26 protein-coding genes are annotated in these 25,917 nt (G+C 59.3%); 10 read left to right on the forward strand and 16 right to left on the reverse strand.

The features are described 5' to 3' along the window. Positions 1-18 precede the first annotated feature (18 nt). A complete protein-coding gene (locus tag CUN63_RS12615; protein WP_129439830.1) occupies positions 19-540 on the forward strand; it encodes a DUF3617 domain-containing protein in 522 nt (173 codons plus the stop codon). Between the two features lie 23 nt (positions 541-563). Here the strand turns inward: CUN63_RS12615 and CUN63_RS12620 are convergent, their stop codons facing one another. The 7 genes from CUN63_RS12620 to folE2 are packed head-to-tail and all read right to left on the reverse strand — an operon-like array spanning position 564 to position 6,674. Beyond that, on the reverse strand, positions 564-1,445 hold the full coding sequence (locus CUN63_RS12620; RefSeq protein ID WP_129439832.1) for a His/Gly/Thr/Pro-type tRNA ligase C-terminal domain-containing protein: 882 nt from the start codon (positions 1,443-1,445) through the stop codon (positions 564-566). A gap of 17 nt (positions 1,446-1,462) precedes the next feature. Continuing rightward, positions 1,463-2,800, reverse strand: a complete 1,338-nt coding sequence (locus CUN63_RS12625; RefSeq protein WP_129439833.1) for a dihydroorotase — start codon at positions 2,798-2,800, stop codon at positions 1,463-1,465. A gap of 2 nt (positions 2,801-2,802) precedes the next feature. Further along, positions 2,803-3,363, reverse strand: coding sequence for a DapH/DapD/GlmU-related protein (locus CUN63_RS12630; protein ID WP_129439835.1), 561 nt, complete (start codon positions 3,361-3,363; stop codon positions 2,803-2,805). After that, positions 3,360-4,235 carry a metal ABC transporter substrate-binding protein gene (locus CUN63_RS12635; RefSeq protein WP_129439837.1) on the reverse strand — a complete coding sequence of 292 codons (876 nt, stop codon included), beginning with the start codon at positions 4,233-4,235 and terminating at the stop codon, positions 3,360-3,362. Before CUN63_RS12635 ends, CUN63_RS12630 begins: the two co-directional genes overlap by 4 nt. Positions 4,236-4,246: 11 nt before the next feature. Further along, the gene (locus CUN63_RS12640; RefSeq protein ID WP_129439839.1) at positions 4,247-5,113 is read right to left on the reverse strand and encodes a metal ABC transporter permease; all 867 of its coding nucleotides are present in this window, start codon (positions 5,111-5,113) and stop codon (positions 4,247-4,249) included. Continuing rightward, positions 5,113-5,781 carry an ATP-binding cassette domain-containing protein gene (locus CUN63_RS12645; protein ID WP_129439841.1) on the reverse strand — a complete coding sequence of 223 codons (669 nt, stop codon included), beginning with the start codon at positions 5,779-5,781 and terminating at the stop codon, positions 5,113-5,115. Before CUN63_RS12645 ends, CUN63_RS12640 begins: the two co-directional genes overlap by 1 nt. After that, positions 5,778-6,674, reverse strand: coding sequence for a GTP cyclohydrolase FolE2 (folE2, locus tag CUN63_RS12650; RefSeq protein WP_129445089.1), 897 nt, complete (start codon positions 6,672-6,674; stop codon positions 5,778-5,780). The genes CUN63_RS12645 and folE2 overlap by 4 nt, the downstream gene beginning before the upstream one ends. 86 nt (positions 6,675-6,760) lie before the next feature. Between folE2 and CUN63_RS12655 the strand changes: the two genes are divergently transcribed. Further along, positions 6,761-7,957 carry an N-acetylmuramoyl-L-alanine amidase gene (locus CUN63_RS12655; protein WP_129439843.1) on the forward strand — a complete coding sequence of 399 codons (1,197 nt, stop codon included), beginning with the start codon at positions 6,761-6,763 and terminating at the stop codon, positions 7,955-7,957. Here CUN63_RS12655 and CUN63_RS12660 read toward each other — a convergent pair. Then, a complete protein-coding gene (locus tag CUN63_RS12660) occupies positions 7,954-8,331 on the reverse strand; it encodes a glutamine synthetase (protein ID WP_129439845.1) in 378 nt (125 codons plus the stop codon). The two genes, CUN63_RS12655 and CUN63_RS12660, sit on opposite strands and share 4 nt — an antisense overlap. Positions 8,332-8,474: 143 nt before the next feature. Here CUN63_RS12660 and zigA point away from each other — a divergent pair, with 143 nt between their 5' ends. Continuing rightward, positions 8,475-9,683 carry a zinc metallochaperone GTPase ZigA gene (zigA, locus tag CUN63_RS12665; protein ID WP_129439847.1) on the forward strand — a complete coding sequence of 403 codons (1,209 nt, stop codon included), beginning with the start codon at positions 8,475-8,477 and terminating at the stop codon, positions 9,681-9,683. Continuing rightward, on the forward strand, positions 9,683-10,333 hold the full coding sequence (locus tag CUN63_RS12670) for a DUF1826 domain-containing protein (RefSeq protein ID WP_129439849.1): 651 nt from the start codon (positions 9,683-9,685) through the stop codon (positions 10,331-10,333). The genes zigA and CUN63_RS12670 overlap by 1 nt, the downstream gene beginning before the upstream one ends. A gap of 4 nt (positions 10,334-10,337) precedes the next feature. Here CUN63_RS12670 and CUN63_RS12675 read toward each other — a convergent pair whose 3' ends face one another. After that, positions 10,338-10,694 carry an NADH:ubiquinone oxidoreductase gene (locus CUN63_RS12675; protein WP_129439851.1) on the reverse strand — a complete coding sequence of 119 codons (357 nt, stop codon included), beginning with the start codon at positions 10,692-10,694 and terminating at the stop codon, positions 10,338-10,340. Between the two features lie 26 nt (positions 10,695-10,720). Between CUN63_RS12675 and CUN63_RS12680 the strand changes: the two genes are divergently transcribed. After that, a complete protein-coding gene (locus tag CUN63_RS12680; RefSeq protein WP_129439853.1) occupies positions 10,721-11,692 on the forward strand; it encodes a GTP-binding protein in 972 nt (323 codons plus the stop codon). 1 nt (position 11,693) lies between these two features. Here CUN63_RS12680 and CUN63_RS12685 read toward each other — a convergent pair whose 3' ends face one another. Next, entirely contained in the window at positions 11,694-12,107 is a 414-nt protein-coding gene (locus CUN63_RS12685; RefSeq protein WP_129439855.1) for a DUF3301 domain-containing protein, read from the reverse strand. 120 nt (positions 12,108-12,227) lie between these two features. Here CUN63_RS12685 and pdxY point away from each other — a divergent pair, with 120 nt between their 5' ends. Further along, entirely contained in the window at positions 12,228-13,100 is an 873-nt protein-coding gene (gene pdxY, locus CUN63_RS12690) for a pyridoxal kinase PdxY (RefSeq protein ID WP_129439857.1), read from the forward strand. Positions 13,101-13,243: 143 nt separating this feature from the next. Here pdxY and CUN63_RS12695 read toward each other — a convergent pair whose 3' ends face one another. Continuing rightward, positions 13,244-13,726 (reverse strand): acyl-CoA thioesterase, encoded by a 483-nt coding sequence (locus CUN63_RS12695; RefSeq protein ID WP_074872148.1) that lies wholly within the window; start codon positions 13,724-13,726, stop codon positions 13,244-13,246. A 289-nt stretch (positions 13,727-14,015) separates the two neighbouring features. On the opposite strand from CUN63_RS12695, the gene CUN63_RS12700 reads away from it, so the two are divergent. Further along, a complete protein-coding gene (locus CUN63_RS12700) occupies positions 14,016-15,779 on the forward strand; it encodes a cation:proton antiporter (RefSeq protein ID WP_129439859.1) in 1,764 nt (587 codons plus the stop codon). 166 nt (positions 15,780-15,945) lie between these two features. On the opposite strand, the gene CUN63_RS12705 is transcribed toward CUN63_RS12700, so the two are convergent. The 4 genes from CUN63_RS12705 to uvrD form a co-directional block, all read right to left on the reverse strand. Next, positions 15,946-16,353: an SMI1/KNR4 family protein gene (locus tag CUN63_RS12705; RefSeq protein ID WP_008156656.1), complete on the reverse strand. Its 408-nt coding sequence runs from the start codon at positions 16,351-16,353 to the stop codon at positions 15,946-15,948. Between the two features lie 270 nt (positions 16,354-16,623). After that, positions 16,624-17,496 carry a Tim44 domain-containing protein gene (locus tag CUN63_RS12710; RefSeq protein WP_033059623.1) on the reverse strand — a complete coding sequence of 291 codons (873 nt, stop codon included), beginning with the start codon at positions 17,494-17,496 and terminating at the stop codon, positions 16,624-16,626. Between the two features lie 178 nt (positions 17,497-17,674). Beyond that, positions 17,675-18,115: an EamA family transporter gene (locus tag CUN63_RS12715; protein ID WP_046053914.1), complete on the reverse strand. Its 441-nt coding sequence runs from the start codon at positions 18,113-18,115 to the stop codon at positions 17,675-17,677. 161 nt (positions 18,116-18,276) lie between these two features. After that, positions 18,277-20,460 (reverse strand): DNA helicase II, encoded by a 2,184-nt coding sequence (uvrD, locus tag CUN63_RS12720; protein ID WP_056738578.1) that lies wholly within the window; start codon positions 20,458-20,460, stop codon positions 18,277-18,279. A 258-nt stretch (positions 20,461-20,718) separates the two neighbouring features. Between uvrD and CUN63_RS12725 the strand changes: the two genes are divergently transcribed. From CUN63_RS12725 to CUN63_RS12735, 3 genes are all read left to right on the forward strand, one after another. Then, a complete protein-coding gene (locus CUN63_RS12725; protein WP_129439861.1) occupies positions 20,719-23,592 on the forward strand; it encodes an EAL domain-containing protein in 2,874 nt (957 codons plus the stop codon). A 135-nt stretch (positions 23,593-23,727) separates the two neighbouring features. Further along, positions 23,728-24,594 (forward strand): transcriptional regulator HexR, encoded by an 867-nt coding sequence (gene hexR, locus CUN63_RS12730; RefSeq protein WP_008156648.1) that lies wholly within the window; start codon positions 23,728-23,730, stop codon positions 24,592-24,594. A gap of 194 nt (positions 24,595-24,788) precedes the next feature. Continuing rightward, positions 24,789-24,998, forward strand: coding sequence for a PA3496 family putative envelope integrity protein (locus CUN63_RS12735; protein ID WP_046044971.1), 210 nt, complete (start codon positions 24,789-24,791; stop codon positions 24,996-24,998). On the opposite strand, the gene CUN63_RS12740 is transcribed toward CUN63_RS12735, so the two are convergent. Next, the gene (locus CUN63_RS12740) at positions 24,940-25,902 is read right to left on the reverse strand and encodes a LysR family transcriptional regulator (RefSeq protein WP_046053911.1); all 963 of its coding nucleotides are present in this window, start codon (positions 25,900-25,902) and stop codon (positions 24,940-24,942) included. The two genes, CUN63_RS12735 and CUN63_RS12740, sit on opposite strands and share 59 nt — an antisense overlap. Positions 25,903-25,917: the final 15 nt, after the last annotated feature.

Genomic DNA, 25,917 nt, shown 5'->3' on the forward strand with positions numbered 1-25,917 from the left:
CTGATCAGGAGTTACTCGATGAACGTTCGTCTGCTGGGTTTGGCCATGGCTATTGGTTTGTCACTTCCTGTGGCCGCTCAGGCGCAGATGCTGCAGCCCGGCTTGTGGGAATTGACCACAAGCAACATGAAGGTCGATGACCAGAATCTCCCGGATTTGCAGCTGATCCTTGGCCAGTTGCAGGGCCAGATGACCCCGGCACAGCGTGCGCAGCTGGAGAAGCAGGGCATCACCATGGGCGGCAAGGGGATTCGGGCTTGCCTGACGCCGGAACAGGTGAAGAGCGACGACATTCCGCTGACCGATCCACAGTCGGGCTGCAAGCAGGAAATCACTGATCGCAGCGGGAATCAGTGGAAATTCCGCTTCAGCTGTCCGAAAGCGCAGGGCACCGGTGTCGCCACTTTCCTCAATGATCGTGAGTTCACCACCAAGGTTAATGGCACGTTCAACGCCACCGGCATTCAGCAGAAGGGCAGCCTCGATAGCCGCGCCGTGTGGTTGGGGCAGGATTGCGGGACCGTCAAGCCAAGAGCTTAAAAGTCCGTCAGCAGGCCCGCGCCCTACATGACTATGTGGGAGCGGGCCTGATTCAACCACTCACACACCATATCAACACCCATCCTCCCGAAGTCTTCCCCTGTGCGGCTGCGCACACTGACAAACCCGCCTGCTTTTTCTTTCTCCCCGATCACCACCAGATACGGCACGTGCTGACTGTGCTCGCGAATCTTTTGGCGGACTTTCTCGTGACGCAGATCCGCACGGGCGCGCACGCCGCTTCGACGCAATGCCTCGGTTACCGACTGCGCGTAATCCGCCTGACGTTGGTCCATGCTGACGATCATGACGTGTGGCGGTGTCCGCCAGTTATCAAGCTCCTGTTGGCAGGACCAGCACGTACCGTATATCCGTTGCGGCAACGTACTGCTGATGTGGTCGAGGGTGAACGCTTGCAGCACTCTGGTCGCGGGGACATGCGGGCCAGCGGTCGTAGATTCGACGTTCCCCAGGCGGTACAGCGGCGTCTTTCCTTGACGGCGAATCGAGTGATTGGTCGCCGCCAGAGCCTGCATGCGGGCTTCGATCAGTGGCAGGTCTGCGGGCGTTAAGGATCGCTCGACAGAAAACTCATGAAAGAACCCGTCGCCCAGCGCCGTTCCTGCGTGCAGTTGCACCTGTGGATGAAGTTGTTTAACGGCCAAGGCCAGCATCAGTGCACAGGAGCGTCGCAGGATCTCCAGCCCATCGGGCTCTTGAGGCGTGACGATGTTGACCCGGGCATCGGCCTCGATCATGAACTCACAGTCCACCAAGATGCCGTCCACTCGGCCGGCCACCGCCGCTTTTGCCAGCCCGGGTCCGATACTCGCGGCGAGCTCGTACACCGACAGTGGCTGGTCGTATTCACGCAATGAACCATCGCTCAGGGTGATGTGAATCATGTCGGTGCTCTCGAGTGCTAGCGCATAAACCGTAGTGGTAAACCCTGACAGTTGTCATTAAGACGTTTGTCGTGCCAGGCAATTTTCCCCGACACGATCGTGGTGCTGACGCTGTGGCGAAAACGCTGCCGGGCAAAAGGCGTCCAGCCGCATTGAGACAGAATCGGCTGCTGGGAAACGGCGACACCGCCGGGTTCGGGTTTGATCAGAACGAGGTCGGCCCAATAGCCTTCGCGCAGATAGCCGCGGTCTGGAATGGCGAACAGATCGGCGACCCGGTGACTGGTCTTGGCCACGAGTGTCGTGATCGGCAACACTTCATCCGCGACCAGTTCCAGCAACGCGGGTAGGGCGTGTTGCACCAATGGCAAACCGGAAGGCGCCTGACTATACGGCCGCTGTTTTTCAGCCCAGGTGTGAGGCGCGTGATCGCTGCCGATCACGTCGAGCCGATGGCTCAGCAATGCTTCGCGCAAGGCATCGCGGTCGGCCTGGGTTTTGATCGCCGGGTTGCACTTGATCAGGTTGCCGAGGCTCGGGTAATCCCGATCATCGAACAGCAAGTGGTGCAGGCAGACTTCGGCGGTGATGCGTTTCTGGGCCAGTGGCTTGTCTTCGAACAACGCCAGTTCGCGGGCGGTGGTCAGGTGCAGAACATGCAGTCGGGTGCCGTGACGCCTGGCCAGCTCTACGGCCATCGAAGAGGAGCGAAAGCACGCCTCGGCGTTGCGGATCAGCGGGTGGGTCGCAGCTGGAAGGTGTTCGCCGAACAAGTCACGCAGGTTCGCGGCATTGGCGTCGATGCTGGGCGTGTGTTCGCAGTGGGCCAATAAAATGGTCGGCACCTCGGCGAATAGCCGCTCCTGAAGCTGTGGGTCATCGACCAGCATGTTGCCGGTCGAAGCGCCCATGAACACTTTGACGCCGGCGACTTCACAGGGGTTGAGCCTGGCGACGGTATCGAGATTGTCGTTGCTCACGCCGAAATGAAAACCGTAATTGGCGACGGAGTTAATCGCCGCTCGGCGCTTTTTGTCGGCCAGTGCACTGAGGGTCAGGGTCGCCGGATTGGTGTTGGGCATGTCCATGAAGCTGGTGATGCCACCGGCCACCGCAGCCCGCGATTCGGTGTAGACGCTGCCTTTGTCTGGCGAGCCTGGATCGCGGAAGTGCACTTGGTCGTCGATCATTCCGGGCAGCAGCCATTGCCCTTGTGCATCGATTTCGACGTCGGCATTTTCACCGTGGATGCTGCTGGCGATCTTCACGATTCGCCCGTTGCTCACCAACAGATCACCGTCAAACTCACGGCCTTCATTCACCAGCCGGGCATTGCGAATCAGCACGCTGCTCATGGTCAGAACTCGTTCTGCAGGGCTTTGTAGCCGCGCACCAGATCGACGTTGGTACGCGCCACGTCCTCGGAAAACTCCGAGGCGCTGACGCTCACCGGTGGGAATTGCGACAGATCTGTCTTCGGGCCGATGCGGGTGGTGGAGGGCACATAGAAGTCTTCGGGCAAGTCGCGACCATCGACCACCGAGTTGTGCCGCACCACACAGCCGTCACCGACTGCGCAGTTGAACAGCACGCTGTTGAAACCGATAAACACCCGGTCGCCAACCTTGCACGGACCATGAACGATCGAGCGGTGGGCGATCGAACTGAACTCGCCGATGGTCACCGCCGCCCCGGACTTGGAGTGGATCACCACGCCATCCTGGATGTTCGAGTTGGCGCCGATGGTGATCGGCTCCATCTCGCCTGAGGCATCCACTTCGTCGGCACGAATCACCGCGTAAGGACCGACGAAGACGTTCTCGCCGATCACTACTTTGCCGCAGATGATGGCGGTTTTATCCACGTACGCTGACTCGGCAATCAGAGGCAAATCACCCGAAGGATTCTTGCGAATCATGGCTTGCTCAACGCGTCATAGAGGGTGTTGAGGTTGTACTCGAACAACCCGACGAAGGTGCTGGCCGGGCCGGTAGCCGCGAGCGCATCGGAGTACAACGTGCCACCGATGTGCGCGCCGCTTTCATCGGCAATCTGCTTGAGCAGGCGTGCATCCTTGATGTTTTCCATGAACACCGCTTTGACCTTGGCCTGGCGTATCTGGGTGATCAGTGCAGCGACTTCGGCGGCTGACGGTTCGCGCTCAGTGGACAGGCCTTGAGGGGCCATGAAGTCGATGCCGTAAGCCTGACCGAGATAACCGAAGGCGTCATGGGACGTCACGATTTTACGATTGCCCGGGGGCAGTGAACCGAGTTTGGTCTTGGCTTCGGCGAGCAGCGCGTAGATCTGTTTCAGGTAGACCTGACTGTTGCGTTCGTAGTCGACTTTGTTAACCGGGTCGGCGGCGATCAGTGCCTTGGTGATGTTGCTGACGTACAGCTCAGCGTTCGCCAGATTGTGCCAAGCGTGCGGGTCGGGAATCGTCTCGCCATCTTCATCCAGGGAGCGCGGGATGACGCCGTGGCTCGCACTAATCACTGGCGCTTTGGTCTCGGTGCTGGTCACCAGACGGTCCAGCCATGGCTCGAAACCCAAGCCGTTTTTGATGATGAGTTTGGCTTTGAGCAACGCCTTGGCGTCGTCCGGCGTCGGCTCGTACGTGTGAGCATCGACATCCGCGCCGACCATGTTGGTGATTTGAATATGGTCGCCGCCGACTTGGTGGGTCATGTCGGCGAGGATGCTGAAACTGGTGACTACCTGAAGTTTTTCCGCAGCAGACAGCGACATCGACAGCAGCAAACTGAACAGCACGAGTAAAACGCGCATCGGGTAACACCTCATTGGGATGTGAGCAAAGGCGGGCGGCGCAGCAAACCATGCACCGGCCCGAACACCACGGACAGCAGATAAAAACCGCCAGCCACCAGCACGATCGCCGGGCCACTGGGGAGCGAGTAGTAGAACGACAGCAACAGTCCGAGCCACACCGAGAGGCAGCCAAGCAGGGCGGCAATGGCCATTAACGTCGGCAAGCGACGACTCCAGAAGCGCGACGCGGCGGCGGGCAACATCATCAAACCGACCACCATCAGCGCGCCGATGGCTTGAAAGCCGATCACCAGATTTAGCACCACGAGGGTTAGAAATACGCCGTGAGCCAGGGGGCCAAGTCGGCTGACGGTTTGCAGAAAGAGTGGGTCGAGGGTGTCCAGCAACAGCGGTTTGTAGATGAACGCCATGGCGATCAGGCTGAAGCCGGAGACCCAGAGCATGCCCGTCAACGTCGGGCCATCGACCGCCAGCGCCGAGCCAAACAACAGGTGCAACAGGTCCAGGCGTTTGCCGGCGATGCCGAGGATTAGCACACCGCAGGCAAGGGAGATCGGGTAGATCGCGGCGAGGCTGGCGTCTTCCCGCAGGCCGGTGCGACGGGTGATCCAGGCGGCGAGTCCGGCCATGCCGAGACCGGCACCGAGGCCGCCGACGGTCAGCGCCGGCAGACTCAATCCGGCAAACCAGAAGCCCAATGCGGCCCCCGGCAGAATGCCGTGAGCCACCGCGTCGCCGATCAAACTCATGCGGCGCAGGATCAGAAACACGCCCAATGGTGCGGTGCTGCATGCCAGAACCAACCCGCCAAGAAGCGCTCGGCGCATGAACACGAACTCGTGGAACGGTTGCCAAAGATGAGCGGCAGCGAGCATCAGGCCACCCGCGCTTGCGGCTGTTGATCGATCAGATCAACGCTCGACCCGAGGACGCAGCCGGTGCTTTTGATCAGCAACGTTTGAGGAATGTGTTGGCGAACGGCGGCCAGGTCGTGGCACACGATCAGCTGGGTTCGGCCTTCGGCATGCCAGGCGTGGATGTGTTTCCAGAGCAGTGCCTGACCGAGCTCGTCGAGGGCGGCGTGGGGTTCGTCGAGCAATAGCAATGGTGCGTCGGCGAGGCTCAAACGGGCGAGCAGGGAACGCTGTAATTCGCCGCCGGACAAAGCCATTAATGGGCGCTGTTCCAGTCCGCTCAGACACCAGTTTTCCAGCACGGCTTTGAGGCGTTGTCTGCGTATCTCGGGAGACTGCGTGCTACCCCAGAAACCGGCGGCCACTAACTCTTGCAGGCTGATGGGGAATTGGCGATCCAGGTGTTGTTGCTGTGAAAGGAGCGAGAGGCTGCCCTTGCGTGGAACATCCAAGATGACTTTGCCGGTCAGAGGTTTTTGCAAACCAGCGATGACTTTCAGCAGGCTGCTTTTACCCGAGCCATTGGCACCGATTACGGCGGTCAGACTTCCTTTGGCCAGTTCGAAATCCACGGATGGAGTCAGTGGCTGGCCGGGTGCACCCCAACGCAAGGCTTGGCAACGGATCATGCGGCCTCCCAATTCCAGCGGCTTTCGGCGACCGCATCGTGTGCGTGGAGGCTTTCCGCGTGGACGACTCGTAGGTGGAAGGCGTTGATGCCGGGGGAGCGTTTCAGAGCCAGGTTCAAACGTCGGGCGGCGTCTTCGCAGAACATCAGGTTTTGACCGTTGGCCAACGCGAAGGCTTGTTCGTCGGCGCGTTTTACGGCGGTTTGTACGGCGGTGCCGAGGGCCGCTTCGGCGTCGTTGATGATCGCGATCAGCGGTAAGTCATCCAGATAGTCGTCCAGTCGAAGCCGCATTTTTGCATTGCTCCGTTGGCTGTGAGGCGTTGCGACGATGCCTTTTGTGGAGCCGAGCCAAGTCAACACATCGGCATGTTGCAAAGGCTTGTTGGCGAAGTCATCGACGAATTGCTGCTGAATCAGCTGTCGGGAAAGTGCGGCCGAACACGGACAGGTCGAGGAATAAGGCACGTCGATTTTTAGTTCCACGTGGAACATCGCGTTTTTAAAACGTGCTTCGATGCTCACTGGATAGGTTTTCCAGCCGGCCAATGGACTGACCAGCGCCGGTCTTTTTAGCAGTAAATCGGTGTGAATTTTTAAGTACGCGCTGTTGGACAGACCTTCATGAGTCTCGAGAAAACTTTGCAAAACTTTCCGCAACAAGGCGGGTGTCAGATTTTCTTGCTCGAGCATTTCCAGCGCCAAGTACAGCCGCGACATATGAATCCCGCGCGCCTCTCCATCATCGAGGCTAACGCCGGCGTCGGCTTTTGCACTCAGTCGTTGACCATCGAACAAAACAGGAAGAGCAATGCCGCACATGCCCACCCAGTCGAGTGGCAGGGCTTGGCGTGAGGCCTGCGCGGCGATATCCGGCAGAGTCAGCGCATTCATGAGCAGGTCCATCGTGGGAGTCGATTCTGTATGTTATGTTATTACATTAGAATCAACCATGCCTTTTTTGTGAACAGGCTTTCATCATGCACAGACGTCACTTGCTCAACCTGATCCTGGCCAGCGCGGCCTTCGCTTTACCGTTTGACGTTTCGGCCACACAGATTCGCAATGCGCGGCTCTGGCGTTCGGATGACAAGCTGCGTTTGGTGTTCGATCTGAGCGGGCCGGTGCAATACAAGACGTTTTCCCTGAGCGCTCCCGAACGGCTGATCATCGATCTGAGAGGCGCTAACCTCAGTGGCGACTTTAGTCAGTTGGCGCTCAGCAACACTGTGATTCGCTCGATCCGCTCCGGACAATTTGGTCAGGGTGATACGCGTATCGTCCTTGACCTCAACGGTCCGGTGCAGCTCGCCAGTTTTTTGCTGCCACCACAGGACGGTCAGGGCCATCGACTGGTACTCGATCTGAACACGGCTGCGCCGTTACAAATGGCGGCCGCGCCCGAGGCGGCCATCGACAAGGCACACCCCAAGCGCGACATCATCGTCGTGGTCGACCCAGGTCACGGCGGCAAAGACCCCGGTGCGGTCGGCGCCAAAGGTGAGCGTGAGAAAGACGTGGTGCTGTCCATCGCCCAGCTATTGGCCAAACGGCTGAAACGCGAGAAGGGCTTCGACGTGAAACTGGTGCGCAACGACGACTTCTTCGTCCCGTTGCGCAAGCGTGTGGAGATCGCTCGCAAGCACAACGCCGACATGTTCATCTCGGTGCATGCCGATGCCGCACCGCGTCTCACCGCGTCAGGCGCTTCGGTCTACTGCCTGTCCGAGGGTGGAGCAACCTCGGCGACGGCGCGCTTCATGGCGCAACGTGAGAACGGCGCAGACCTGCTGGGCGCTACCAGCCTGCTCAACCTTAAAGATAAGGACCCGATGCTCGCCGGGGTGATTCTCGACATGTCGATGAACGCGACCATCGCCGCCAGTTTGCAGTTGGGCAGCACGGTGCTCGGCAGTCTGGCGGGCATCACCACATTGCATCAGAAGCGCGTGGAACAAGCGGGATTTGCCGTGCTGAAATCGCCGGATGTGCCGTCGATCCTGGTGGAAACCGGCTTCATCTCCAACGCTCGCGACAGTCAGCGACTGGTCACTGCGCGCCACCAGCAGGCCGTAGCCGATGGCTTGTTCGAAGGATTACAGCGCTACTTCCAGAAAAATCCGCCGGTAAACAGTTACATCGCTTGGCAGCAAGAGCAGAAGAAATCCCAGGCCTAACATCCCGTAATTCGGCTACAGGTGAACTTGCCACTGCTGCCACCGGAACTGGAAAACCGATTGATCGTGGTCCAGCCGACGCGACGGTTGTAGCCGACCCAGGCCTCGCCATCGGAAGCGAGCCCAGTGAAGAACGTGAGTTGTCCGTAGCGACTGTTGGTCTGCGCCCAATGGCGTTTTCCGGCCGCTTCGAAACCCCGCAGATAGATCGTGCTTCCGACGGTGTTGACGCTGTAGGCGTTGCCGTCGCCATCCACGCAGGCCAGCAGATTGGCACTTCGGGTGCATTTGGCCAGGCTCGGGATTTGCGCCCAGGCGTCGACAGCTATCAGCAACGAAACGCTCATCAGCGTTATTTTCAGGGCGACACGCATAGGATTTCTCACGGACCGAACGGGCTCGAGCATCGCGCTCTTTGTCATCGTGGGCAAGAGGAGAGTGGCTTGATTGTGTTGTTATACTATAACATCAGGTTAAGCCCGACACTGCGACCGGGCATCTCTGTGAGGAATACCTGATGCCCAATCGTCTCCCCGTAACCGTCCTGTCGGGCTTTCTCGGCGCTGGCAAAAGTACGCTGCTCAACTACGTGCTGCGCAATCGCGACAACCTGCGCGTCGCCGTGATCGTCAATGATATGAGCGAAATCAACATTGATGGCGGTGAAGTTCAGCGCGATGTCACCCTGAATCGCGCGGAAGAAAAACTGGTGGAGATGAGCAATGGCTGCATCTGCTGCACCTTGCGCGAAGACTTGTTGGAAGAGGTGAGCAAACTCGCCAAGGAGGGTCGCTTTGATTATTTATTGATCGAATCCACCGGCATTTCCGAGCCGCTGCCCGTGGCGGAAACCTTCACCTTCCGCGATGAAGAAGGGCAGAGCCTGGCCGACATCGCCCGGCTCGACACCATGGTCACCGTGGTCGATGGCATGAACTTCCTGCTCGACTATCAGGCCGCCGAAAGCCTCGCATCCCGTGGTGAAACGTTGGGCGAGGAAGACGAACGCTCGATCACCGACCTGTTGATCGAGCAGATCGAATTCGCCGACGTTATTCTGATCAGCAAGATCGACTTGATCAGCAGCAGCGAGCGTCAGGAGCTGATCGCGATCCTTGAGCGGCTTAACGCTCAAGCGGAAATCATCCCGATGGTCATGGGCGAAATTCCCTTGGAGAAGATCCTGAATACCGGTCGTTTCGACTTCGAAAAGGCCGCTCAAGCGCCGGGCTGGTTACAGGAATTGCGTGGCGAACACGTACCGGAAACCGAGGAATACGGCATCGCCTCGACAGCTTACCGAGCACGCCGACCGTTTCATCCACAGCGCTTTTTCAGCTTCATCGACCGCCCGTGGGTGAATGGCAAACTGCTGCGCTCCAAGGGCTTCTTCTGGCTGGCCAGCAAGCACATGGACGCCGGTAGCTGGTCCCAGGCCGGCGGATTGATGCGCCATGGTTTCGCCGGGCGCTGGTGGCGTTTCGTGCCGAAAACCCAGTGGCCGCAGGACGAAGAAAGCACCGCCGGGATCATGGAAAACTGGACCGCAACCACTGGCGATTGCCGCCAGGAACTGGTGTTCATCGGGCAGAACATCGACTTCGCGCAACTCACCAACGAACTCGACAATTGCCTGCTGACCGACGATGAAATGGCGTTAGGCGTCGAGGGCTGGCGACTACTGCCAGATCCATTTGGCCCATGGCATGAAGAGGCGGCAGCCTGATGTTGGCACCCAGTCTGAAACTGCGGCCGATCATTTATCAGGTTCAAGGTGAGACGCCGCAAGCACTGACCCGAATACTGGGCGATGGCGTAAACCTCGCCGTTTGGCGGCGCAAACTGCCGGCGCACATCGCTGATTTCGGGAGTTTGCTGCTGTCCCTCAACGAGCCGTTGGCCGAGTCGCTGGTCCTGGAACTGCCTAGCGATGACACCGAACCCAATCTTCACGGATTAGCCCCAGGTTTCAGCGATCTCGAAGGTTACGAAGGTTTCATCGCCGACGTCTCTTGGCTGGTCAGTGCTTTCGCCTGTTTGCTGGGCGCCAGGCGTGTCGGGCTGCGCTTGCGGGTCCTGGACAAGGCCATGTGCCCGCGTTTCCACGTCGATCACGTGCCGGTACGGCTGATCACCACGTATTGCGGGATCGGCAGCCAGTGGCTGAAGGAAGGGGCGATGGATCGCCGGCAATTGGGAAAACCCGAAGCCGAGCCCCAGGACGACTCGCTGATTGAGCAGATCGCCAGCGGCGAAGTCGCGCTGCTCAAAGGCGAGAAATGGCATGGCAACGAAGGCTTCGGCCTTATTCACCGATCGCCACAGCTTGCGTCCGGTGAGCGGCGGCTGATCCTGACGCTCGACTGGCTGAGCTAGCGGCTCACGGCTTGAGCCAGGTTCCCTGGCTTTGGGCTTCACAAAACGGCTTCAAATACGCTGCATCCGTGGCCACGCCGTAATAGTGAATATCCTGCCGGTAAGGCATATTGGCGACTTGGGCGTTGCTGCACACTCCGAACGCCCCGGTGGGGCATTGGTCGACGTACTGCACCTCGACTTTCTGGCCAGGAAGGTTCGGCTGGCAGAAACCATCGGCGAACAGTTTTTCCGGAATGTTGCGGTTCTGCTGGCAGACTTTCACGTCGAGTCGCGCAGCCGTGCTATGTACCACACAGGCTTGAGCCAGCGCCTCACCCGAAGTGAGCGCCAGGACCAACGACAATCCCATCAACCGCATCCTTACCTCCTCAGAAAACTTCGACCATGTTGCAGAATATTCCCACGCACGTCATTGCTGGCCCCTTGGGTGCCGGCAAGACCAGTCTGATCAAGCACCTGTTGGCGCAGCGGCCGGCGAATGAGCGTTGGGCGGTGCTGATCAACGAGTTCGGCCAGATCGGCCTCGACGCTGCGTTGCTGACCCGGGACGCCGATGGTATCGCACTGGGTGAAGTGGCCGGGGGCTGTTTGTGTTGCGTGAATGGTGCGCCGTTTCAGATCGGCCTCGGGCGTTTACTGCGCAAGGCGCGGCCGGATCGGCTGTTTATCGAACCCTCCGGGCTTGGACATCCGGCGCAATTGCTCAGGCAATTGAGTGAGGCGCCGTGGCAAGGCGTGTTGGCTGTTCAACCCTGCGTCCTGGTGCTGGATGCCCAGGCACTTGCTGCCGGCAAACCGCTGCCGGTGGCGCAACAGGAAGCGCTCAAGAGCGCTGGGTTGTTGCTGATGAATAAAGCCGAAAATATCGACGACGCTGATCGCCAGCGAATCGCCGCACAGTTGCCGGCGCGTCCGTTGTACTGGACGCAGCAAGCCGCATTGCCATTGAGTGAGTTACCAGGGCTTGGGGTTCAGGCTGTAGCGGGTGTGGATAACTTCGTTGCGCCCAAAGGATTGGCACAGCTGCCAGCCATCTGGACCGATCCTGCGCTGCCAATTTGCTTGAGCCAGGAACAGGAGGGCGGCTGGAGTGTTGGGTGGCGGTGGCATCCAAGTCAGACTTTCGACGCGACGCTCGTTGGCCGTTGGCTTGAAAGCCTTGCCTGGCGGCGGGCGAAGCTGGTTATCCACAGCGCCGATGGTTGGGTTTCGGCGAATGCGCTGGAAAACCCGGTGCTGGACTGGCAGCCCAGCGAATGGCGGCGTGATTCGCGCATCGAGCTGATTTTCAGTGAGCCGCAGGATGTTGATTCATTGCAAAGAGATCTAGCCGGCTGCCGGTCGAGTCCGACTTGAATCAAGGACGCCATTTAGTGTGTTCTTGCCGCCACTGGCTCATCTCGATCACCTCAGCGCGCGGTTTCACTACATCGGTCACCGCAGGCGTGTCGTCGAACGGCATCGGGTAGGGCGCCAGCTCAATCTGCGCACTGTGGGCGCCGAACTGGGTGATGGTGCCGTTGTGACGGCTTTCACCGGTCACGGTGAATTCGAAGTTATACACACGGGCGAGGCGCCGTCGGCCATTGGCGTCTTTAATGAACGCAATCTTCTTCAAGGCCACGTTGCCGTCCAGCAGCTCGATTCCGAGCTTTGCGCAATGCAGCTTGACCCGCTCCAGCGCGCGCTCGCGCAAGCCATGGTTGTGCCATAACCACGCGCCACCGGTGGCAAGCAGCATCAGGACGAAGATATTTCCAAGGGTCAGCATCAACACGTTGCTCCAACTAGATAGTGTCAGCTTAACTGCGTCGCCGGTCTGTCGTACAGGCTGCGTTTAGTCGCATACTGCGCGGCTTGAATTTCAATCGTTTGACGGAAAACCCACCGCATGAAACGTACGCCCCATCTGCTCGCCATCCAGTCCCACGTGGTGTTCGGCCACGCTGGCAACAGCGCCGCGGTTTTCCCGATGCAGCGGGTCGGGGTGAATGTCTGGCCGCTCAATACGGTGCAGTTCTCCAACCATACTCAGTATGGCCAGTGGGCCGGTGAAGTGCTGGCGCCGCATCAGATTCCCGACCTGGTCGAAGGCATCGCGGCAATTGGCGAACTGGGCAACTGCGACGCCGTGCTGTCTGGCTATCTCGGCAGTGCTGCCCAGGGTCGGGCGATCCTGACGGGGGTGGCGCGGATCAAGTCGATAAATCCCAAGGCACTGTATCTGTGTGACCCGGTGATGGGCCATCCGGAGAAGGGTTGCAGCGTGCCCGCGGAAGTCAGCGATTTCCTGCTGGAGGAGGCGGCTGCCGTGGCGGACTTCATGTGCCCGAACCAGCTGGAGCTGGACAGCTTTTCGGGGCGCAAGCCGCAATCGTTGTTCGATTGCCTGGCCATGGCGCGAGCGTTGCTGGCGCGTGGTCCAAAGGCTGTGCTGGTCAAGCATCTGAACTATCCCGGTAAACCGGGGGATGTTTTCGAGATGTTGCTGGTGACGGCCGAAGACAGCTGGCATTTGCGCCGTCCGCTGCTGGCGTTCCCGCGTCAGCCGGTGGGTGTCGGCGACCTGACCTCCGGACTGTTTCTGGCTCGCGTACTGTTGGGCGATAGCCTGGTGGCGGCTTTCGAATTCGCCGCGTCGGCGGTGCATGAAGTGCTGCTGGAAACCCAGGCTTGCTCCAGCTATGAGCTGGAACTGGTGCGGGCTCAGGACCGGATTGCCCATCCACGGGTGCGGTTCGAAGCGACACCTCTCAGCCTCTGAGCGGCGTAGACCCCATCGCGAGCAAGCTCGCTCCCACACAGATATTCAGTGGACACAGAAATTGTGTCCGTCGTAGATCACTTGTGGGAGCGAGCTTGCTCGCGATGACTCACTCAAGAACCACATCAAACTGACTGAACAGTTCAGGCGTCGCCCTTGATGTCCTGATAGCGCTTTTCCAGTTCCTGACGAATCTGCCGACGTTGCTGGGCCTGCATGAAGCGGCGTTTGTCTTCGCTGTTCTGCGGTTGCAGTGGCGGGACAGCAGCCGGTTTGCGGTCGTCATCCACTGCGACCATGGTGAAGAAGCAGCTGTTGGTGTGGCGCACCGAGCGCTCGCGGATGTTTTCGGTCACCACCTTGATGCCCACCTCCATGGAGGTGTTGCCGGTGTAATTGACCGAGGCCAGAAAGGTCACCAGTTCGCCGACATGAATCGGCTCGCGGAAAATCACCTGGTCCACCGACAGGGTCACCACGTAGCGGCCGGCATAACGGCTGGCGCACGCGTAGGCCACTTCGTCGAGGTATTTGAGCAAGGTACCGCCGTGGACATTGCCAGAGAAGTTGGCCATGTCGGGGGTCATCAATACCGTCATCGACAGCTGTGCGTTTCCGGGTTCCATAGCGTTCTCACGGTTCAAGGCAGAATTTCGGGAGGGCGGCACCTCTGCGGGTGCCTCGTCAGCTTTTTCAAACCAACAGTTATCGGGACGCCGGGCGGGTGGCTGCCGTCACGCCCGAATCGATCTGTTTCCATATATTGCACCGCCTTTCTGCCGGAAGTCGCGGTGTTACCCTTCAAAAGCCCCCTCTCAAGGGTAATTCCCACGCGGAAAGTGGACTTTTTACCTTGTTCGAACAGACCTTTCCCACATCTGTCGATTGAGCAATGTCACCCAAGGAGCCCACGCCATGCACGCCATCAGCTTCATTCAAGATCTGGCAGTGATCATGTTGATCGCGGGTGTGGTGACCGTGCTGTTTCATCGCTTCAAACAACCTGTGGTACTCGGCTACATCGTCGCCGGCTTCATCATCGGCCCGCACACCCCGCCGTTCAGCCTGATTCACGATGAAGAAACCATCAAGACCCTCGCCGAACTCGGGGTGATTTTCCTGATGTTCTGCCTGGGCCTGGAGTTCAGCCTGCGCAAGCTGTTCAAGGTCGGCGCCACAGCGTTCATTGCGGCGTTCCTGGAAATCATGCTGATGATCTGGATCGGCTACGAGATCGGTCGCTGGTTTGATTGGAACACCATGGACTCGCTGTTCCTCGGCGCGATCCTGGCGATTTCCTCGACCACGATCATCGTTAAGGCGCTCAACGATCTGAAGATGAAGAACGAGCGCTTCGCGCAGCTGATTTTCGGCGTGCTGATCGTTGAAGACATCCTTGGCATCGGCATCATCGCCTTGCTGTCGAGCATCGCGGTCAGCGGCACGGTCAGTTCCGGCGAAGTGTTTTCCACGGTCGGCAAGCTCTCGCTGTTCATGATTGTCGCACTGGTCATCGGCATCCTGTTGGTGCCGCGATTGCTGGCTTACGTGGCGAAGTTCGAAAGCAATGAAATGCTGCTGATCACGGTGTTAGGCCTGTGTTTCGGCTTCTGTTTGCTGGTGGTCAAACTTGAGTACAGCATGGTGCTCGGTGCCTTCCTGATTGGCGCGATCATGGCTGAATCCCGGCAATTGCTGAAAATCGAGCGCTTGATCGAACCGGTTCGCGACCTGTTCAGTGCGATCTTCTTTGTCGCCATCGGGCTGATGCTCGATCCGATGATCCTGCTGCAATATGCATGGCCGATTGCGGTGATCACCGTGGCCGTGGTGCTGGGCAAAATGTTCTCTTGCGGCCTTGGCGCCTTTATCGCTGGCAATGATGGACGCACCTCACTTCGCGTCGGGATGGGGCTTTCGCAGATTGGCGAATTTTCTTTCATCATCGCGGCGCTGGGCATGACGTTGCAGGTCACCAGCAACTTCCTTTACCCGGTCGCTGTAGCCGTCTCGGTGATCACCACGTTGCTGACGCCCTACCTGATCCGCGCGGCTGATCCGCTGTCGGTCAAGCTTGCCGCGGTGATGCCGAAGCGACTGGGCAGGGTATTGGGGATGTACGGCGAATGGCTGCGCAGCATCCAGCCTCAGGGCGAGGGCGCGCTGTTGGCGTCGATGATTCGGCGGATTCTGTTGCAGGTGGGCGTCAATCTGGCGCTGGTGATTGCGATCTTCTTCTCGGGTGCTTTTTTCGCTGAGCGCATGTCCGCTTACCTGCAAGACTGGATCAGCGACCCGAGCTGGCAGAAAGCGTTGATTTGGGGCGGGGCGTTGCTGTTGTCGCTACCGTTCCTGATCGCCGCCTATCGCAAGCTCAAGGCGCTCTCGATGCTGTTAGCGGAGATGGGCGTGAAGCCGGAGATGGCCGGCCGCCACACGCAGCGAGTGCGTCGGGTGATCGCCGAAGTGATCCCGATCCTCTCGCTGCTGGTGATTTTTCTGCTGCTGGCAGCCTTGTCGGCCAGTATTCTGCCGACCAACAAGTTGCTGGTGCTGATCGTCGTCGTCGCGGCCGCTATAGCGGCGCTGCTCTGGCGCTGGTTCATCCGCGTGCACACGCGGATGCAGGTGGCGTTGCTCGAAACACTGGACAACCACAAGGACTCCTCAAGCCACTGAGACCTCTGTAGCAGCTGCCGAAGGCTGCGTTCGACTCGGGCCGCGTTCGGACGCAGCAGTCGTAAACCCGGATGACTCGGTTTTCCTGAAACACCTCGTTGCCTGATATTGCGGCCGCTTCGCAGCCGAACGCAGGCTGCGCCAGCTGCTACAAAGTTGAGGCGTCTCAGCTTTCCAGCCAGACGTCCCGCGCCCAGTGCCACACCGATTCCCAGGTTTCCTCGGCGATCAGCTCTTCTTCGGCCAACCACAGCACCACGGTGCCGTCTTCTTCGACCAGGTAGTAGTTGTCACCGTCCTGGCAGATCGGAATCATGCTGCGATCAACACCCGCATCCCAGGCGTTGGCGGCAACGTCCGGCAGGTAGGTGTGGGATTGCGGGTCGGTAACGGTTACCGGCTCCAGGCTGCCGTAGACGACGTCGCTGACGGTCAGCAAAAACTCTCTGAAGACAAATGGAATGTCGATGAACAGCTGTTCTTCGATTTCCACCAATTGATCTTCGTCGGGCAACTCCAAGGGGACCGGTACCGGTTCGTTGGCTTCACGCAGTTGTTCGATGATTTCTTCCACGTCCGGGATCCTCTTGCTTGATGGCGCGGTTTAGTTGGGGCGGTTTATACAGTAGCTCGCTATAGATGCAACCGCGAAATAGAAAACCCCAGCCAAGGCTGGGGTTTTCATTACAGCATGCTAGGTTCTGTCTGGAACGTGCCTGCGCGTCGATCATACTGCGTTAAAAACAGGCTCGGATGCTCATTGACTAAAGTCAACTCCGCGTCCTCGCCTGTTTTTGCCTTGTCTGATCTTAGCTCGGCACCTTCCAGACAGAACCGGGAAGTATCAGCCGTTCTGGCGGATACCGGCGACCAGCCAAGGCTGGTTCTCGCCCTGCGGACGTTCCATGTTCCAGCTTTCGCTGAACACTTCGCCCTGGTCGAAACGAGAGGTCTTCGACACACCGGTGAAGGTCAGGGTGGCGATGGTCTTGTCGGCACGATCATCCACGCCGTCCAGTTGAACATTGAGGTTATCAATGTAGGTGGACTGGAAACCGTCGCCCAGATCGGCACGTTCGCGCTTGAGGAACTCCAGCAGTTGCGGGGTCACGAACTCGGCGATCTTGTCCATTTCGTTGGCGTCCCAGTGTTGCTGCAGGGACTGGAAGTGGTTGCGGGCTGCTTCAATGAAGTTCTTTTCATTGAACCAGGCCGGAGCGTTGATCACCGGACGAGCGGCAACCGGTGCTGCCGAACCGCCGAAGATCGAACCCATGGCCGCTGGCTTCTGCTCGAACACTTCACGCTGCATCGGTGCGCCAGCTGGAGCCATGTGCTCCTGCTGCTTGCGACGACGAGCGGCGATGAAGCGGAAGATCAGGAAGGCGATGACCGCCATGATCAGGATGTCGAAGATCTGCATGCCCTGGAAGCCGCCGCCCATGAACATGGAGGCCAACAGGCCACCGGCAGCGATACCGGCCAGAGGGCCGAGCCAGCGCGAAGCACCACCGGCCTTGGCAGCGGCGCCCGCGGCACCGGCCGCACCGGCAGTGGCAGCAGCGCCGCCTGCAGCAGAAGAAGGAGCCATTTGGCTGGTCTGGTGAGTCGGCGCAGCGCCGGAGCTCTTGCCGCCACCAAAGCGCTTGGCGTTGGCGTCCAGGCTCATCGTCAGGCCGATGCACAACGCCATGGCGATGCTAAGAAAACGTTTCATAAAGGGAATTCCCATTTGTGGATGGCACGCGCGCCATGTTGCACAGCTGAAGTGTTACTGGCTAGCGGCAGAGTGTTTCGGGCTTTTGCCTGACAGGTTGCGTTCAGCTTCAGTCAGCGCAATAAGGCCTGTTAACTTTGGTCCGTAGGATCGGTGGATAAGTTCTGTAGGAAGGGGCCTAGCGGCGCAGCGCCAGCATGACCACACCGGCTGTAATCAGGCCGATTCCACCCCATTGGCGCAGGTCGAGTTTTTCGCCCAGCAGGATCACGCCGAGCACCGCCACCAGTACCACGCTGAGCTTGTCCACCGGAGCGACCAGTGAGGCCGGCCCCAGTTTCAGTGCGCGGAAGTAGCAGATCCACGAGGCACCGGTGGCCAGTCCCGACAGCAGCAGGAACAGGTAGCTCCTGGCAGAGATCGATCCTAATGACTGATATTGGCCCGTGGCGTACAAAATCAAGGCCAGGCTGACCAAAACCACCACGGTACGCAGTAGGGTGGCGAAGTCGGAGTTGACGTTTTCGATACCGATTTTCGCGAAAATGGCGGTCATGGCGGCAAAGGCTGCCGACAACAGGGCCCAGAATGTCCAGGAAGAAAAGAAGCCTGAGCCCATGTTGTCGCGCCTTATAAGATCAACCTGCTGAGGTCCGGATCGACACAAAACCCTGTGGGAGCGAGCTTGCTCGTGATGAACGATAACGCGGTGTTTCAGACGCACCGCAGCGATCCCAATCGCGAGCAAGCTCGCTCCCACAGAAAAGCTATTAGATAGCCCTAAATCGCTTCCAGCTTCGCGTAACCCAGCATCAGCCACTTGCTGCCTTCGCTGAAGTTCACCTGCACCCGAGCCTGAGCCCCGGCACCTTCGAAGTTCAGGATCACACCGTCGCCAAACACCGAATGCCGTACGGCCTGGCCGAGGCTGAACCCGGTATCCGGGATCTCGCTACCGCCAAACAGGCTGCTGGAGCTCTGCTGCTGGCCACCGCCGAACGGGCGGCTGACACTGTTGGACAGCCGCACTTCCTGGATCAGGCCTTTCGGTACTTCACGTACGAAACGCGACACCTTGTTGTAGGTCTCGCTGCCGTACAGGCGTCGAGTTTCAGCATAGGTCATCACCAGGTTCTGCATCGCCCGAGTGATACCGACGTAGGCCAAACGGCGCTCCTCTTCAAGACGACCCGGTTCTTCGAGGCTCATCTTGTGCGGGAACAGACCTTCTTCCATGCCCACCAGGAACACATAAGGGAATTCCAGACCCTTGGCGCTGTGCAAAGTCATCAACTGAATGCTGTCTTCGTGCTCGTCGGCCTGAGTATCCCCGGCCTCCAGCGACGCGTGACCGAGGAACGCCGCCAATGGCGTCAGGTCTTCATCTTCTTCAGCGTTTTCGAAGTTACGCGCGGCGCTGACCAGTTCCTCAAGGTTTTCTACCCGGGCCTGGCCTTTCTCACCTTTTTCCGCTTCGTGATAGGCGATCAGCCCGGACTGCTCGATGACGGTCTGGGTCATCAGATGCAGTGGCATTTCCATGCACTTGGCGGCGAGGTTCTCGATCAGCTCAATAAATGCGCCCAGCGCGCCGGCGGCACGACCGGTCAGGCCTTTATTAGCCACCAGCAGGCGCATGGCTTCCCACATCGACACATCGCTGTGACGGGCATGGTCGCGGATCGCTTCGACGGTTTTCTCACCGATACCACGGGCCGGGACGTTGATCACCCGCTCCAGCGCTGCATCGTTGCCGCGGCCTTCGAGCAAGCGCAGGTAGGCCATGGCGTTTTTGATTTCTGCCCGTTCGAAGAAGCGCTGACCGCCATAGATGCGGTACGGAATGCGCTCCCGCAACAAGGCTTCTTCCAGAACGCGCGATTGGGCGTTTGAGCGGTACAAAATCGCGATATCGCTGCGGGCCAGGCCGGTTTTCAACGCGCTTTCGATGGTTTCCACCACGTAGCGTGCTTCATCGTGTTCGTTGAACGCGGCGTACAGGTTGATCGCTTCGCCTTCGCCGCCGTCGGTCCACAGCTCTTTGCCCATGCGTCCCGTGTTGTTGGCGATCAGGGCGTTGGCTGCCTTGAGGATGCCGGCGGTGGAGCGGTAGTTCTGCTCCAGACGAATGGTCTCGGCATCCGGAAAGTCGTCGGAATACTGATAAATGTTCTCGATTTTCGCGCCGCGCCAGCCGTAGATCGACTGATCGTCGTCGCCGACCACCATCAGGCTGTCGCCGCCCTTGGCCAGCAGTCGCAACCAGGCGTACTGCACGGCGTTGGTGTCCTGGAACTCGTCCACCAAAATGTGCCGGAAGCGCTTCTGATAGTGCGCCAGCAGGCCCGGATGATCGCGCCACAGATCGAGGGCGCGCAGCAGCAATTCGGAGAAGTCGATCACGCCAGCGCGCAGGCACGCAGCCTCATAGGCTTCATAAATGCTGCGCATGGTCGCCAGGAACAGATCGCCGCTGGCTTGAATGTGTTGCGGACGCAGACCTTCGTCTTTTTGCCCGTTGATGAACCATTGGGCCTGACGGGCCGGCCAGCGTTGCTCGTCCAGGCCCAGCTCGCGGATCACCCGCTTGACCAGTCGTTGCTGGTCGTCGCTGTCGAGAATCTGGAAAGTCTGGCTCAGGCCGGCTTCCTGCCAGTGCGCCCGCAACAAACGGTGCGCCAGGCCGTGGAAGGTGCCGACCCACATGCCGGCCGGGTTGATACCCATCAACTGCTCGATGCGATGGCGCATCTCGGCAGCGGCCTTATTGGTGAAGGTCACCGACAGGATGGAGTGGGGCGAGGCGTTTTCGACCTGGATCAACCAGGCGATACGGTGCACCAGCACTCGGGTTTTACCGGAACCAGCACCGGCCAGGACCAACTGACGACCCACGCGGGCAGCTACGGCCTGGCGTTGGGCATCGTTGAGGGAGTTCAGCAGAAGGGAGAGATCATCGCGCATCGGGGCATTCTAGGGTGCGCCGTCACACCGGGCAAACCGAGCTTTGCATTAGCCGATGAAAGAAGCACGGATGACGACCGGTCGGTCACTGGCTGCAGGCGTTGGCGGGGCTCGCTCCGAGGCTTTTCAGCGGGTATGGGGGGCTGCAGTTTTTGTCGATTTTATGATCTGGAGCAGTTTGGTCCGGGCATTTGCTTGTGTATGCTCCGTCGACGTTTCGGGCTCATGCTCTCCATTATAAGAACAAGAACATTGCCTATGACCCTCAGCACCGACCTGTCGGGCCCCGTTGTGGAGCCTCGGGTTATTCGCAAACAGTACGCCATGGAAATGGCGGTCGAACGCACGCGTCTGCTTTATCAGGGCTCGTTGCTGCCCACGTTATTCATGTTGATCAACGGTCTGGTCTGCGCTGGCTTGCTTTGGAGTCCGCAGCGTTACTTCCTGGTCAGCGTCTGGCTGGTGTGGCTGTTGTCGCTGGTGGCGTTGCGGGTGATTCAAGTCGCGGCCTTCGATTCGGCGATACCCAATCGTCAGGCCCATCCGATCTGGCGCCGCATGTTTTTGCTGGGTTCGGCCATGACCGGCCTGACCCTGGCTGGCGCCGGCATTGCCCTGGTACCCGCCGATAACTTCATTCAACAAGCCTGGGTGTTCGGCCTGATCGGCGCCGCAGCTCTTTCGGCCAGTGTTGCCTACGCGGTCAGCCTGCCGGGGTTCCTGTCCTTTACCTTGCCCTGTTTGTTGCCGGCCATCGGTTATCTGTTCTGGGGCGGCGATGAACAAGATCAGGGCTGGGGCTGGTTCGGCCTGATTTTACTGGGCGCGTTGAGTGTGGTCGCCTGGCAGGTCAATCGGCTCATCGATAGCGGACTGTTGCGGCGCTTTCAGAATCAGGCACTGATCGAACACTTGCAGCAGGCTCAAAGCTGCAGCGACCAGCTCAATCAAAAGCTGGCCAAGGAAATCGACCAGCGCCGTCGTGCCGAAGACGAGCTGCGGCAAATTCAGATCGAGCTGGAAAGCCGAGTTGCCCAGCGCAGCCTAGAGCTGGACGCTGCCAATCAGGCCCTGAGCAAGAGTGAAGCGCGTCTGGCGCTGGCGTTGAAGGCCAGTGAGCTCGGCTTGTGGGACTGGAACCTGCAAACCGACGAAGTCCATCACACCCACGTTCAGGAGCTGTTCGGCCTGGAGCCGGAATTCGTGACGGCGATGCTCCTCCACCTCAAGCCGCGCCTGCACCCCGATGACTTGCCATCGCTCAAGCGCGCGCTGGTCGAGCATTTGAAGGGCCGCAGCGAGGATTACCAAATCGAGTACCGCGTGCGCCACGGCGATGGCCATTGGGTCTGGATCGAGGACCGAGGACGAGCCGTTGAGCGCGGCGAAAATGGCCGAGTGATCCGCATGGTCGGCACCCGTCGCGACATCAGCGTCAGCAAAGGTCTGGAAGAACAGCGGCAATTGGCCGCGACGGTGTTCGAGGCCGCCAGCGAAGGCATTGTGATTTTCGATCCGAATTACGCGCTGATCGCGGTCAATCAGGCCTTCAGTCGAGTCACCGGCTACGACATTGAAGACATGATCGGACGCAACGTGGTCGAGTTGCCATGCAGCCGCGATGCCCGCCGGCACTACGCGGCGATTCATCAGGCGCTGGAGCAGCACGGCAGTTGGCAGGGTGAGCTGGTAGAAACCCGCAAGAATGGCGAGTTGTATCCGCAATGGTTGCAACTGAACGCTGTGCGCGACTCTCGGGGAAATGTAAGCCATATTGTAGGCTTCTTCGCCGATCTATCGGCTCGGCGTGAATCTGAAGAGCGCATGCGTTACCTGACGCATTACGACGAATTGACGGGCCTGGCTAACCGTTCTCTGTTCCGCGAACGGCTAAGCGAGGCCCATCAGCGGGTGCGTCAGGGCGGCTATCGCAGTCTGGCGTTGCTGCACGTCAATCTGGATCGTTTCAAGCTGCTCAATGACAGCCTTGGCCATGAAATCGCCGACCAACTCTTGCAGAAGATGGCCCGGCGGCTGGTCAATGCGTTGCCTGAAGCAGACACCATCGCTCGCTTATCCGGCGATGAGTTTGCCGTGTTGTTCAATGCCTACGGCAACCTGTCGAGCCTGGCGCGGGTGGCGACCCGACTGTCGACCAAGCTGCGCTTGCCGATCACTGTCGAGGGCCATGAACTGGTGGTTAGCGCATCCATGGGCATCAGTATGTTGCCGGACAATGCGCGAGAAATTTCCGCGCTGGTCCATCAGTCAAATATGGCCATGCAGCACGCCAAGCACTTGGGCGGAAATAACTTCCAGTTCTACACCGATAGCCTGCAAGCCAGCACGCTGGAGCGCTTGCAGCTGGAAAATCAGCTGCGTAAAGCCATCGAAGAGAAGCAGCTGAAGGTGTTTTACCAACCGAAGCTGTGCCTCGCCACGGGTCGGTTGAATGCCGCCGAGGCGCTGGTGCGCTGGGATCACCCGACCATGGGCCGTGTGCCGCCGGGGGACTTTATCGGCTTGGCCGAGGAAACCGGGTTGATCGGCCCGATCGGCGAGTTCGTGTTGCGTCAGGCCTGCTGGCAAGCCTGTGAGTGGCAGCGTCAGGGGCTTGAACCAATACGGGTGTCGGTCAATCTGTCGGTGCATCAATTGCGTCAGGGCAAACTGGTCAGCCTGGTGCGTCAGGTGCTGGAAGAAACCGGTCTGGCGCCGCACTACCTCGAGCTGGAACTCACCGAAAGTCAGTTGCTGGACAGCGTCGAGCACATCATCGCGACCTTCCAGCAATTGCGCGATCTGGGCGTGAAACTGGCGATCGATGATTTCGGCACGGGTTATTCATCCCTGAGCTACCTCAAGCGCATCCCCGTGGATTACGTGAAGATCGATCAGGCGTTTATCCGCGGGCTGGGGGAGGGCAGCGAGGATGCGGCGATCACCCGGGCAATCATTGCCATGGCGCACGGCCTGTCGCTCAAAGTGGTGGCTGAGGGTGTGGAGCGGGCAGAGCAGTTGGAGTTTTTGAAAGTCGAGCACTGCGATGAAGTGCAGGGTTATTTGATTAGCCGCCCGGTCGAGGCCGATGGCCTGGCGGCGCTGTTGCGTGCGGACGCGAAACCCTTGTAGGGGCTACATGGAGCGCATGTGGCGTGAAATGGGGACATCGAGTTACGCATTGAGCAGGCAAAAAGCCGATTCATGTAGTATAACTACAAGCGTGCTACATCCCCGGCACCTGCCAATAACAAAGAGTCCAGCCCTTTGAATCTGCTGCAACACATCGCCCAGTCACGCCACCTCTTACGCAAGTCGGAGCTCAAGGTCGCCGACCACGTGCTGCTTGATCCTGCGGCGGTGATGCACAGCTCCATGGCCGACCTGGCCCACAACGTAGGCATCAGCGAACCGACCATCGTGCGGTTCTGTCGCGCCATCGGTTGCTCCGGTTTCCAGGACTTGAAGCTGAAGCTGGCACAGAGCCTGGCTGCCGGCGCGAGCTTCGGGCAGTTTGCGATTCATGAAGACGACTCGGTCGCTGACTACAGCCTGAAAATCTTCGACACCACCCTGCACACGCTGATGGAGGTTCGCGAGAAGCTTGATCCGGTGGAGTTGCAGCGTGCTGTGTCGCTCATGTCGCAGGCCCAGCGGGTCGAGTTCTATGGCTTTGGCGCGTCGGGTGCTGTGGCGGCCGATGCCCAGCACAAGTTCTTCCGTTTGTTGCTGACGGCGGCGGCGTATTCCGACCCGCACATGCAGGCGATGTCGGCGGTCACGTTGAAACCGACCGACGTGGCGATCTGTATTTCCCAGTCCGGGCGTTCCAAAGATTTGTTGATCACCGCCAATCTGGTGCGCGAAAGCGGCGCTTCGCTGATTACCTTGTGCCCGAGCCAGACACCGTTGGCGGAACTGTCGACCGTCAACCTGGCGATCGATGTGCACGAAGACACTGAGATCTATACGCCGCTGACCTCGCGCATCGCCCACCTGGTGGTGATCGATGTGTTGGCGATGGGCGTGGCCATGGCGCGCGGGCCGAGCCTGGTCAATCACCTCAAGAGCGTCAAGCGCAGCCTGCGTAGCTTGCGGTTGTCGCCTAAATCGGTAAAAGCGCTGGACGATTAAAGTCAAAAGATCGCAGCCTTCGGCAACTCCTACATGGGAATGTGTACATCTGTAGGAGCTGCCGAAGGCTGCGATCTTTGCTTTTTGGGTTCACATCACTCGGCAAGGTTCATCTCCCTGTAACCCGTCCGCCGCCAAACCGTCATCCCTCGCGCCTATCTTGAAACTCCCGTAATCGCCTTGGGAGACTCGAAATGGCCCAGCCCTACGAAGAACGCAACAGCGCCGCCAGAACCCGTCGTCAGCAGGAAGACCAGCGCCGCATGGAATTTCGCCGCGCTATCGAAGATCGCTGCGAACGTCGCCAACTGCTGGCCGAGATCGGTGATTTCCCTGAGCTGGAGCTCAACTACTGGCAGGCGGCACCGGCAACTTCGCGTCGAAACGCTCAACCAGCGCGCTGATCTGCACCCGCTCACTGCGAATAAACGCAAGGAACGCGTGCGCCACCGGTGACAGCCGTTTCGCTTTGGCCTGCACCAGGCACCAACTGCGATACAACGGCAGCTCTTCGACCGGCAGCTCTATGAGAGCGCCGGTCGCCAACTCAAGGTTCAGGGCGTGGCGCGTCAATAGCGCCAGGCCCAGACCCGCCCGTACGCATTCACGCTGGGCTTCGGCCGACGCCACCTCCTGGGTTTGCGTGAAGTGCACGCGCTTCTCCTTGAAATACTCCTCGCAAGCCAGTCGCGTGCCGGAACCCGGCTCACGCAACAGCAGCGTATAAGGCTCCAGATCCTGCAAGCGCAGTGGTCCCATATGGGACAGCGGATGATCCGGCGGCGCCACGGCCACAATTGGATTGTTGAGAAACGGCAGAAACTCCAACCCCATGTCTTGCGGCACCATCGACATGATCACCAAATCATCGCGGTTGTCCGACAGGCGTCGAATCACTTGTCCGCGGTTAACCACCGTCAGGTGCAGGTTTACTTCAGGATGCTGGCGCTTGAACGCGGCAAACAGGTGCGGCACGAAATACTTGGCGCTGGATTCCACCGCCAGTTTCAGCTGCCCTTGTAGTGAGCCCTGCATGTCAGAAAGCTGCATGTCGAGGTTTTCCAAGCGCCCGAAAATGTCGCGGCTGGCGCGTTGAAGAGCTTCGGCGGCCTCGGTCATGTAGAGCTTTTTGCCGACGTAATCGAACAAAGGCTGACCAATCAGCTCTTCAAGTTGACGAATCTGTAGGCTCACGGCAGGTTGTGTGAGAGACATTTCATCGGCTGCGCGGCTGTAGGACCGCAAATCACAGACCTCATTGAAGATCTGTAATTGACGCAATGTCATACGCATCAGGGACTTACGCATTTTATGGGCGCTCTC

Source organism: Pseudomonas sp. ACM7 (assembly GCF_004136015.1).
Taxonomy (GTDB): domain Bacteria; phylum Pseudomonadota; class Gammaproteobacteria; order Pseudomonadales; family Pseudomonadaceae; genus Aquipseudomonas; species Aquipseudomonas frigoris.

Excerpts from the sequence above, each read along its gene's own strand:
- CUN63_RS12635 (WP_129439837.1), bottom strand. The coding sequence starts at position 4,235 with ATGCGCGTTTTACTCGTGCTGTTCAGTTTGCTGCTGTCGATGTCGCTG.
- CUN63_RS12685 (WP_129439855.1), bottom strand. The coding sequence starts at position 12,107 with ATGCTGACCCTTGGAAATATCTTCGTCCTGATGCTGCTTGCCACCGGT.
- CUN63_RS12680 (WP_129439853.1), top strand. The coding sequence starts at position 10,721 with ATGTTGCAGAATATTCCCACGCACGTCATTGCTGGCCCCTTGGGTGCC.
- zigA (WP_129439847.1), top strand. The coding sequence starts at position 8,475 with ATGCCCAATCGTCTCCCCGTAACCGTCCTGTCGGGCTTTCTCGGCGCT.
- CUN63_RS12660 (WP_129439845.1), bottom strand. The coding sequence starts at position 8,331 with ATGCGTGTCGCCCTGAAAATAACGCTGATGAGCGTTTCGTTGCTGATA.
- CUN63_RS12615 (WP_129439830.1), top strand. The coding sequence starts at position 19 with ATGAACGTTCGTCTGCTGGGTTTGGCCATGGCTATTGGTTTGTCACTT.
- CUN63_RS12725 (WP_129439861.1), top strand. The coding sequence starts at position 20,719 with ATGACCCTCAGCACCGACCTGTCGGGCCCCGTTGTGGAGCCTCGGGTT.
- CUN63_RS12670 (WP_129439849.1), top strand. The coding sequence starts at position 9,683 with ATGTTGGCACCCAGTCTGAAACTGCGGCCGATCATTTATCAGGTTCAA.
- CUN63_RS12735 (WP_046044971.1), top strand. The coding sequence starts at position 24,789 with ATGGCCCAGCCCTACGAAGAACGCAACAGCGCCGCCAGAACCCGTCGT.
- CUN63_RS12625 (WP_129439833.1), bottom strand. The coding sequence starts at position 2,800 with ATGAGCAGCGTGCTGATTCGCAATGCCCGGCTGGTGAATGAAGGCCGT.
- CUN63_RS12715 (WP_046053914.1), bottom strand. The coding sequence starts at position 18,115 with ATGGGCTCAGGCTTCTTTTCTTCCTGGACATTCTGGGCCCTGTTGTCG.
- CUN63_RS12695 (WP_074872148.1), bottom strand. The coding sequence starts at position 13,726 with ATGGAACCCGGAAACGCACAGCTGTCGATGACGGTATTGATGACCCCC.
- CUN63_RS12655 (WP_129439843.1), top strand. The coding sequence starts at position 6,761 with ATGCACAGACGTCACTTGCTCAACCTGATCCTGGCCAGCGCGGCCTTC.
- folE2 (WP_129445089.1), bottom strand. The coding sequence starts at position 6,674 with ATGAATGCGCTGACTCTGCCGGATATCGCCGCGCAGGCCTCACGCCAA.
- CUN63_RS12645 (WP_129439841.1), bottom strand. The coding sequence starts at position 5,781 with ATGATCCGTTGCCAAGCCTTGCGTTGGGGTGCACCCGGCCAGCCACTG.
- CUN63_RS12675 (WP_129439851.1), bottom strand. The coding sequence starts at position 10,694 with ATGCGGTTGATGGGATTGTCGTTGGTCCTGGCGCTCACTTCGGGTGAG.
- CUN63_RS12620 (WP_129439832.1), bottom strand. The coding sequence starts at position 1,445 with ATGATTCACATCACCCTGAGCGATGGTTCATTGCGTGAATACGACCAG.
- CUN63_RS12640 (WP_129439839.1), bottom strand. The coding sequence starts at position 5,113 with ATGCTCGCTGCCGCTCATCTTTGGCAACCGTTCCACGAGTTCGTGTTC.
- CUN63_RS12700 (WP_129439859.1), top strand. The coding sequence starts at position 14,016 with ATGCACGCCATCAGCTTCATTCAAGATCTGGCAGTGATCATGTTGATC.
- CUN63_RS12630 (WP_129439835.1), bottom strand. The coding sequence starts at position 3,363 with ATGATTCGCAAGAATCCTTCGGGTGATTTGCCTCTGATTGCCGAGTCA.
- uvrD (WP_056738578.1), bottom strand. The coding sequence starts at position 20,460 with ATGCGCGATGATCTCTCCCTTCTGCTGAACTCCCTCAACGATGCCCAA.
- pdxY (WP_129439857.1), top strand. The coding sequence starts at position 12,228 with ATGAAACGTACGCCCCATCTGCTCGCCATCCAGTCCCACGTGGTGTTC.
- CUN63_RS12710 (WP_033059623.1), bottom strand. The coding sequence starts at position 17,496 with ATGAAACGTTTTCTTAGCATCGCCATGGCGTTGTGCATCGGCCTGACG.
- CUN63_RS12740 (WP_046053911.1), bottom strand. The coding sequence starts at position 25,902 with ATGCGTAAGTCCCTGATGCGTATGACATTGCGTCAATTACAGATCTTC.